The 8,093-nt window shown below is 69.9% G+C and carries 7 protein-coding genes; 3 read left to right on the top strand and 4 right to left on the bottom strand.

Annotated elements, in window-relative coordinates:
• On the top strand, positions 1–201 hold a 201-nt coding region (locus tag ABZX85_RS49920), incomplete at its 5' end, for a hypothetical protein (RefSeq protein WP_355885080.1).
• Positions 202–232: 31 nt separating this feature from the next.
• On the opposite strand, the gene ABZX85_RS49915 is transcribed toward ABZX85_RS49920, so the two are convergent.
• The 3 genes from ABZX85_RS49915 to ABZX85_RS49905 form a co-directional block, all read right to left on the bottom strand.
• Positions 233–2,005 (bottom strand): LCP family protein, encoded by a 1,773-nt coding sequence (locus ABZX85_RS49915; protein WP_355885079.1) that lies wholly within the window; start codon positions 2,003–2,005, stop codon positions 233–235.
• Positions 2,006–2,250: 245 nt separating this feature from the next.
• The gene (locus ABZX85_RS49910; protein ID WP_355885078.1) at positions 2,251–3,336 is read right to left on the bottom strand and encodes an LCP family protein; all 1,086 of its coding nucleotides are present in this window, start codon (positions 3,334–3,336) and stop codon (positions 2,251–2,253) included.
• 162 nt (positions 3,337–3,498) lie between these two features.
• Positions 3,499–4,257 carry a TIGR03089 family protein gene (locus tag ABZX85_RS49905; RefSeq protein WP_355885077.1) on the bottom strand — a complete coding sequence of 253 codons (759 nt, stop codon included), beginning with the start codon at positions 4,255–4,257 and terminating at the stop codon, positions 3,499–3,501.
• Positions 4,258–4,386: 129 nt separating this feature from the next.
• Here ABZX85_RS49905 and ABZX85_RS49900 point away from each other — a divergent pair, with 129 nt between their 5' ends.
• Positions 4,387–5,583: an N-acetylmuramoyl-L-alanine amidase gene (locus ABZX85_RS49900; protein ID WP_355885076.1), complete on the top strand. Its 1,197-nt coding sequence runs from the start codon at positions 4,387–4,389 to the stop codon at positions 5,581–5,583.
• Positions 5,584–5,756: 173 nt separating this feature from the next.
• On the top strand, positions 5,757–6,839 hold the full coding sequence (locus ABZX85_RS49895; RefSeq protein ID WP_355885075.1) for an NDP-sugar synthase: 1,083 nt from the start codon (positions 5,757–5,759) through the stop codon (positions 6,837–6,839).
• Between the two features lie 215 nt (positions 6,840–7,054).
• Here the strand turns inward: ABZX85_RS49895 and ABZX85_RS49890 are convergent, their stop codons facing one another.
• Positions 7,055–8,059 (bottom strand): DNA-3-methyladenine glycosylase 2 family protein, encoded by a 1,005-nt coding sequence (locus tag ABZX85_RS49890; protein WP_355885074.1) that lies wholly within the window; start codon positions 8,057–8,059, stop codon positions 7,055–7,057.
• Positions 8,060–8,093: the final 34 nt, after the last annotated feature.

The following is an 8,093-nucleotide window of genomic DNA, read 5'->3' as shown; positions in this document are numbered from 1 at the left end:
GACGTGTCGTGCTCGGTGGTCCGCCGCGTCGCCCTCCCGGACGCGTTCTTCGCGCTGGACGGCCTGCTGGAGACGTTCCTGCCAGCCCGTCCGGCGATTGAGGACGAGGCCCTCAGGGCCGATCCCCGGCCCGGGGTCCAGGGGGCGGAGCCCCCCGGCTGGGGTGGAAGGGGCGGAGCCCCTTCAGGATGGGACGGGTAGGGGCGGCGGGGGCGAAAAAACCCGCCACGAACTACTTCGCACACTCCACCTTGTCCGCAGTCGACTTGTTCACCGAATCCGGCACCTTCGCAGGCGCGGTCAACGAAACCCCCGCCCCCTTGAAGTCCTTCCCCAGCGTCAACGTCATCGTCGGCAGCCCCTGAGAGTTCGTCACACTCTTCCCCGGCTTCAACGCCTCCCCGGACAACCCCATGATCGCCGCCAACTTCCGCGCCTGATCAGCCTGTTCGGGCCCGTACTCCAACGTCGTGGTGGCCGACTCCGCCGGCGCGTTCCCCGCGTTCTCCGACTTCGTCACCCCCTCGTCGTTCTGCAACCAGCTCAACGTCTCCTGGGCGCTCCCCGCGACAGCCCCCCCGTTCATGACCCGCACCCGCACCTCGGAAGCCGCGGACTGCGTCCCCTTCAGCCGAGCGGCGGCCTCAGCCGCGGCAGCCGACTTGGACTCCTTGGCCTGCTGCGCGACCTCGGTGAACGACACGTCGTCCCGGATCATCTGGAACACGGTCGGAGCGGTCGACTGATTGAGCACGACCGTCGCCTTGACCTTCTCCGCAGGGTTGTCGACGACCGGAATCGTCGTGAACGTCAGGTTCTTGACGTTCAGCTTCCCCAGTTCGAGCCCCAGATCCTTCAGCTTCCCGATGCTGTCGAGCTCACTGTCGACGGTGAGCGCCTTCGTCCCCGCCTCGGCCAGCTTTATCATCTTCGTCGGATCGGTCAGCGTGTCGTTGGACTTCAGCTTCCGCATCAACGCACTGAGGAACTGCTGCTGGATCTGAATCCGGCTGAGATCCCCGCCGAACCCCACGGAGTGCCGCGTCCGCACGAACGCCAGCGCCTGCTCCCCCTCGATCGTGTGCGTCCCCTTGGACAGCTTGAGATGCGAGTCCTTGTCGTCGATGTCCTTGGCGAGGCACACCTCGACACCCCCCACGGCGGACGTCAGCGTCTTGACCGCGTTGAAGTCGGCGACCATGAAGTTGTCCGGCGTGATCCCGGTCAGCTCGGTCACGGTCCGCATCGTGCAGCTCGGCGTCCGGTCCTGCTGCCCGAGGCTCGTGTTGAACCGCACCCCGTCCTCACCGGGGATCACCTTGGTGGTGCCGTCCGCCAGCTTGGTGGGGCAGTCCGGGACGTCGACGATGAGGTCGCGCGGGATGGACAGCGCGGTCGCGTTGGTCCGGTCCTTGGAGACGTGCAGCAGGATCGTGGTGTCGGCGTGCCCGACGCTCTCGGCGTCCCCGTACCCCTCGTTCCCCGACCCGGTCCGCTTGTCGGTGCCGATCAGCAGGAGGTTGATCGCCTTGTCCTTGCTGAATCCACCGGTCCCGGCGCCGTCGGTGGACGAGGAGGAGATGTTGTCGTTGAGGTGCTCGATGTAGAGGTAGGCGGCAGCCGCCGTACCCACCAGCAGGAACGCCATCGTCCCGCCGGTCCACATGAGGATCTTCTTCCCCTTGGACTTCTTCTTGACGGGCTTGCGCCCGCGCCGTCCGGGCAGCGGCTCCTCGACGGGAGCACCGCCCTTGCGGCGACGGGGTCCGGGCACCTCACGTCCGGGCCCGCCGGGCAGCGACCCCCGGTCCGGCGCGGGAGCCTCGGTCGCGGCGCGCGACGCGGCTCTGCGCGGACCGGGCACGGAAGACTGCCCCGGCCCGGCAGAAGACGACTGCGCTGCGGAAGGAGCCAGTCGCAGTTCGTATTCGCCGGTGTTCGGATTGAGCACCCACTGGTCTGCGGGATCGATGTTGTCCGCCCGCCCACGGCCTTGCGCGTCCACGGTTGTCCGAATCCTCCGTCGGGGCCACGCGGCGCCTATTTCCCCCGTAAAGGCGCTCAGGTTCGGTCTACGGTGCACGGGCCCCGGGGAAGGAGCTCGCGGCCGGGTGCACTGGATCGGCTCACACTATCCGCCCGTCCGGGTGTCAAGCGACGGCGGTGACAAATTCCACGTCCCTACATCGGGCAATCCGCCGCAATTCCTGGAACTGGAGTTCGTTAAATCTTGGCTACTTGGCGGTTGCTTTACTCACACCGCTGTGTGGCCGCTGTGCCGCCCCGGAAGAGAGGGGTGGCCGGCGTGCGCACACCGTGGCCGTACGACTGCGGGGCGGAGGCGACCGAGACCGGAAGATCGGCGCGCAGCCGTTCGAAGAGCTTTCCCGCCGCGGGCTGGACGAGCTGGTCACGATTGGTGTTATAGATGTACGACTCTCGCGGTACCGTCAGGAATTGCACCCGATCGGTGGGAATCTCGCGCAGCCCCCGGACGAGTTCGTACATCCCGCGCAACCCGGCGAGTTCCGGATCTGCGGTCACCGACGAAGTCGCCGCGTCCAGCACGGGATAGAGCTTCACCGGATTCAGCAGCACGCCATTGCTCCACACCTTGTCCACCAGTGCCGCGAGAAAACGCTGCTGACGGTCCATCCGGTCCGTGTCGCTGCCGTCGCCCAGCGATTTGCGCGCGCGGACGAACCCGAGCGCCTGCTCCCCGTTCAGCGTGACCTTCCCGGCGGGCAGCCGCAGCTTCGCCGCCCGGTCGTCCACGGGCTCCGCGAGGCACACCTCGACCCCGTCCACCGCGTCGACCATCTCCTTGAACCCCTGGAAGTCGACGACCACGTGATGGTCGACCCGAATCCCCGTCAGCTCCTCCACCGTCCGGATCGCACACGCCGAACCGCCCGTCTGGAACGCGTGGTTGAGCATCACGAGCGCCGGCGTCGTCCGCGTCCCGTCCGCCCGCAGACAGGCGGGCATCTCGACCATCAGATCCCTCGGCAGCGAAACAGCCGTGGCACTCCGCCTCCCCGCCGCGAGATGCAACAGGATCATGCTGTCCGCCCGCTCGGACCCCAAATCCCTCCCATACGCCCCGTTCCCGCCCCCGGCCCGCGAGTCCGACCCGATGAGCAACACATTCTGCGCCCCTTTCACCAACGCACTCGGCCGCTCCCGCTCGAACCGCGCCAACTCCGCAGCAGCGGCCTCGTCCGGCGTGATGTTCCCGTCGAGCCGCGCATACAACACACCCCCAGCGATCCCGACGACCACAGCCACCGCAACCAGCCCCCCACCCCCGACCCACCACCACCGCACCCTGCCCATACCAAATAACCCCCTCCCGCACCGATTACCCGTCCCTACGACGATGCCGCCCCAAACCCCGGGGTGCGGGACGGGGATGAGCCGAACGGGTGACGGGCTGGAGGCGGGGGTGCGGGGAAGAGGGTGGGAGGCGTGGGGGTGTCGTCGTCGCCGGCCCCCGCCTCAGCGAGCCGTCGTCGTCACCTTCTCGCTGTCCACCCGCCGAGCGACAGTCTCCGCGTCCGCCGCCTCCAGGTTCCGGCACAGCACCACGGACCCCCCGCTGGCGAGAGGCGCGTACAGCCCGGCGCTGAGCCCCTCCCAGGTGTCGTAGGGCAATCCGCTGAGCAGCCGCCCCCCGGGCCCCGTGAGCCCCAGCGGGGCGGCGTCCGTGCGGGCGCGGTCGACGACCTCGGCGCCGGTCAGTTCGGCACCGGCGACGACGAGCGCGGGCCCCTCGGGATCGACAGGCGCGTACGCGGTGAAACGGTCACCGTAGGTCGGGACCTCGACGGCGTAGTCGGTGTAGCCGTCGGGAGCGGCCGGCAGGAACCGGCGGCCCAGGGGCGCGAGGGAGAGGGCGTACCGCTCACCCCGGCACGCCCGCCCCGCGTCGAGCGTGTCCGGACCGGCGACGACGACGTCCGCACGCGAGGGATCACCGTGCACGTCCGCGACCGCGCCGACGGAGGCGCACGCGAGGAGCCAGACGGCGCTCTGCCAGTGGGCGGGCAGGAGGAGGGCGACCCGGTCGCCGGGTTCGACGGAGAGGCCGTCCTGGAGGAGGTTCGACGTCTTGGCCACCCAATTGGCGAAGGTGGCGACGGAGAGTTCGACACGTTCGCCGGTGGCGTCGTCGTAGAAGGTCACCAGGGGGCGGGCCGGGTCCGCGGCGAGCGCGGAACGCAGCAGGTCGGCAGGGGTGCGATCGGTGGCGTTCACCCGCGCAAGCGTATCGGGCAAGGCACCGGACCCGGCCGCCCGCCCGCTCACCGGTTCGGCCGAATCGATCCGACGGACCGTCAGTTCCCCGATGGACAGATATGTCTGACTATGTTCAATATCGACGGTATGCGTGGATTGCTAGCTGTCTCGATCGGCGTCACCCTCTCCCTGACCCCCCTCCCGCCCGCCGCTGCGGCGACGCCGACCGCCCGGCCGGCGTCCGCCCCCGCGGTCCCGGGCAGCACCCAGTCGCTCCCCCTCACCCCCCTCACCCGCGCCGTCGGCGCCGCCCCCGGCGTCCCCCGCCGCGACGTCCACCCCTTCTCCCTCCTCGGCGTCGTCTGGGACGACCCCGCCGCGCACCTCGACGGCGCCGTCCAGGCCCGCACCCGCGCCACCGGCACCGACACCTGGTCCGACTGGCAGGACCTGGAGACCCACGCCGACGACCACGGCGCCGACCCCGGCACCCCCGAACACGACTCCGCCCGCCTCCACGGCGGAACGGCGCCTCTATGGGTGGGCGATTCGGACGGGATCGAACTCCGGGTCCGACCGGAAACGACCGGAACGCGCGCCCTGCCCACGGGACTCCGCGCCGAACTGGTCGACCCCGGCACCGAGGACGTGCCCGTCGTCGGCCCGCCCCGCGCCCGCGCCCGCATCGAGGCACCGGCCGCCGGGACCTTCGTACCCGCACTCCCGCGCACGCTGCCGCACGGCGGACCCCGGCCGCGCATCGTCACGCGAAAGGGGTGGGGGGCGGACGAGAAGCTCAGGGAGAAGAAGTTTTCCTATACCAAGAGCGTCAAGGCGGCCTTCGTTCACCACACGGCCACCGGGAACCGGTACCGATGCTCTCAGGCGGCGTCCGTCATCCGCGGTATCTACCGCTACCACGTCAAGAGCATGGGCTGGAAAGACATTGGCTACAACTTCCTCGTCGACAAGTGCGGAACCATCTACGAGGGCCGCGCCGGGGGAGTGACCAAGCCGGTCCTCGGCGCCCACACTCTCGGCTTCAACGCCAACAGCGTGGGCATCGCGGTGATCGGCACGTACGGCGGCACCAAGCCGTCCGCCGCCGCGGTGAAGGCGGTCGCCCAGCTCTCGGCCTGGAAGCTCGGTATCTACGGGGTCAATCCCCGAGGAACGACATATCTCAAGTCGGCGGGTGGCAATCTCTACCGAAAAGGAAAGAACGTACGACTGAACGTCATCTCCGGTCACCGAGACGGCTTCTCGACGGACTGCCCGGGGCGCCTGCTCTACGGCAAGCTCGCCACGGCCCGCTCGACAGCCGCCCGCTACCAGGGCCGTTGAACCGGAGGACGTGACCGGACCGGTGGAGGACGCATGGCGAACGGGGTGGCTCCGCGGGGGCGTCGAGAACGCCGCGCACCGGACTCCCGGCCGGGCACGGAGAACCGAGCCCTCATAACAGCGACCGGCCGAGAACCAGTCCGGCCGGTCCCGGCAGGAAGCAGAGACGACAGGTGACAGAAGCGATCCTCCTGGTCGGCGGCAAGGGCACCCGGTTGCGCCCGCTCACGGTGCACACCCCCAAGCCGATGGTGCGGGCGGCCGGCGTGCCGTTCCTCACCCACCAGCTGGCGCGGGCACGGGCGGCCGGCGTGGACCACATCGTCCTCGCGACCTCGTACCTGGCGGAGGTCTTCGAGCCGTACTTCGGCGACGGCTCCTCCCTCGGCCTCCACATCGAGTACGTCACCGAGGACGAACCCCTCGGCACCGGTGGCGCCATCCGCAACGTCGCCTCCCGCCTGCACGCCGGGCCCGACGAACCGGTCCTGATCTTCAACGGCGACATCCTCACGGGCCTCGACATCCGCCGCCTCGTGGACACCCACGAGTCCACCGGCGCCGACGTCTCCCTCCACCTCACGAAGGTCACCGACCCCCGCGCGTACGGCCTCGTCCCCACGGACGACACCGGCAGGGTCCTCGCCTTCCTGGAGAAGCCGACCACCCCCGAGGAGATCGTCACCGACCAGATCAACGCGGGCGCGTACGTCTTCCGCCGCTCGGTCATCGACACGATCCCGACGGGCCGCCCGGTCTCCGTCGAACGCGAGACCTTCCCCGGCCTCCTCCAGGCCGGCGCCCACCTCCAGGGCATGGTCGACTCCACCTACTGGCTCGACCTCGGCACCCCCGCCGCCTTCGTACGGGGCTCCGCGGACCTCGTCCTCGGCCGCGCCCCCTCCCCGGCCGTCCCCGGCCGCTGCGGCGACCGCCTCATCCTCCCCACCGCCCGAGTGGCCCCCGACGCGAAACTGACGGGCGGCACGGTAGTGGGCGAAGGCGCCCTGATCTCAGAAGGCGCCCGCGTCACCGGCTCGACAATCCTCCCCGGCGCGGTAATCGAACCAGGCGCCGTAATCACCGACTCCCTGATCGGCACCCGAGCCCGCATCGGCACCCGCTCCATCCTCACCGGCACCGTCATCGGCGACGGCGCCGTCATCGGCCCCGACAACGAACTCCACACCGGCGCCCGAATCTGGTGCAACGCCCAAATCCCCGCAGGCGCGGTCAGGTTCTCGTCGGACCAGTAGGAGAGACCGGAAGGCGGCGGAGCCACACAGCTCCGCCGCACGGGCGCGACAAGCCACAACGCACCCGCACTGACTCCCGGGGATCACCACGTCTTTCAGGGGCGCGGGGAACGGCGCGACAAGCCACAACGAACCGGCACCCGACAACGCACCCACCGGGGTCCAAGGGGCGGAGCCCCTTGAGGATGGGAAGGGTAGGGGCGGCGGGGGCGAGATCAAAGCCCTCGAATGTCGCCGACAGGCATCCGCGGCCCCCTCCGCTCCGGCCCCCTCCCACTCAACAACACCAACCGAACCGCCCGATGCCGCTGCCCCGCATACGGCTCCAACAACTCCAGCATCCGCCGATCATCAGCCCCCCGCTCCCCACCCAGCACCCACCCCACAACCCCCGGCAGATGCAGATCCCCCACGGTCACCACATCCACCGCCCCATGACTCCGCTGCACCACCTCCGCGGACGTCCACACCCCCACCCCCACCACACTCTCCAACCTCCGACAAGCCTCCTCAGCCGACACCCCCACCCCCTCCTCCAACCGAGCCGCCACCCGAACAGCCCGCACCACCGTCCCCGCCCGCTTCTCGTCCACCCCCGCGAGATGCCACTCCCACGACGGAATCACCCCCCACACCCGAGGCGCCGGCATCACCCACAACCACCCCCCGGCCGCAGGCCCCGGCGCCCGCTCCCCGAACTTCCGCACCAACACCCCCCACGCCCGATAAGCCTCCACGGTCGTCACCTTCTGCTCCAGCACAGAAGGAATCAACGACTCCACCACCAACCCGGTCCGCCCCAACCGCAACCCTTCCCGCCGCCGCCACACCTCAGCCACCACCCGATGCCGAGGCACGAACACGGACGGATCATCGAATCCCCCCACCAACGCGGGCAGTTGATCAAGCATCCACTCGGCTCCCGCCCCCCACGCCTCCCCCCGCACCACACCCCCCTCCAGCGACACCCGCAACGCCCCCGGCCCACAGGGCGTCAGACTCCCCCGCCACACGGCCCCATCGGGCGTCACCCGAAACGTGGGATCTCCGGGCCCCCGCCGCAACGGCCCCAGCACCAGCCCGAGATCAACAGGCCCCGGCGGCACGTACGACCGCACCCGCCCCGCCCGAGCCAGCCCGACCCCCCGACCGGCAGGCACCACGACATCCCCACCCCGCACAGTCGTACGAGTGACCCGAGGACCGAACCGCCCTGCCACGAACCCTCCTGACAAACCGAACCGAACAGAACAA

The sequence above is a fragment of the Streptomyces sp. NPDC004539 genome, assembly GCF_040610055.1.
GTDB lineage: Bacteria > Actinomycetota > Actinomycetes > Streptomycetales > Streptomycetaceae > Streptomyces.
The sequence above is the reverse complement of the archived record's forward strand: the minus strand, read 5'-3'. Positions and strand labels throughout refer to the sequence as shown.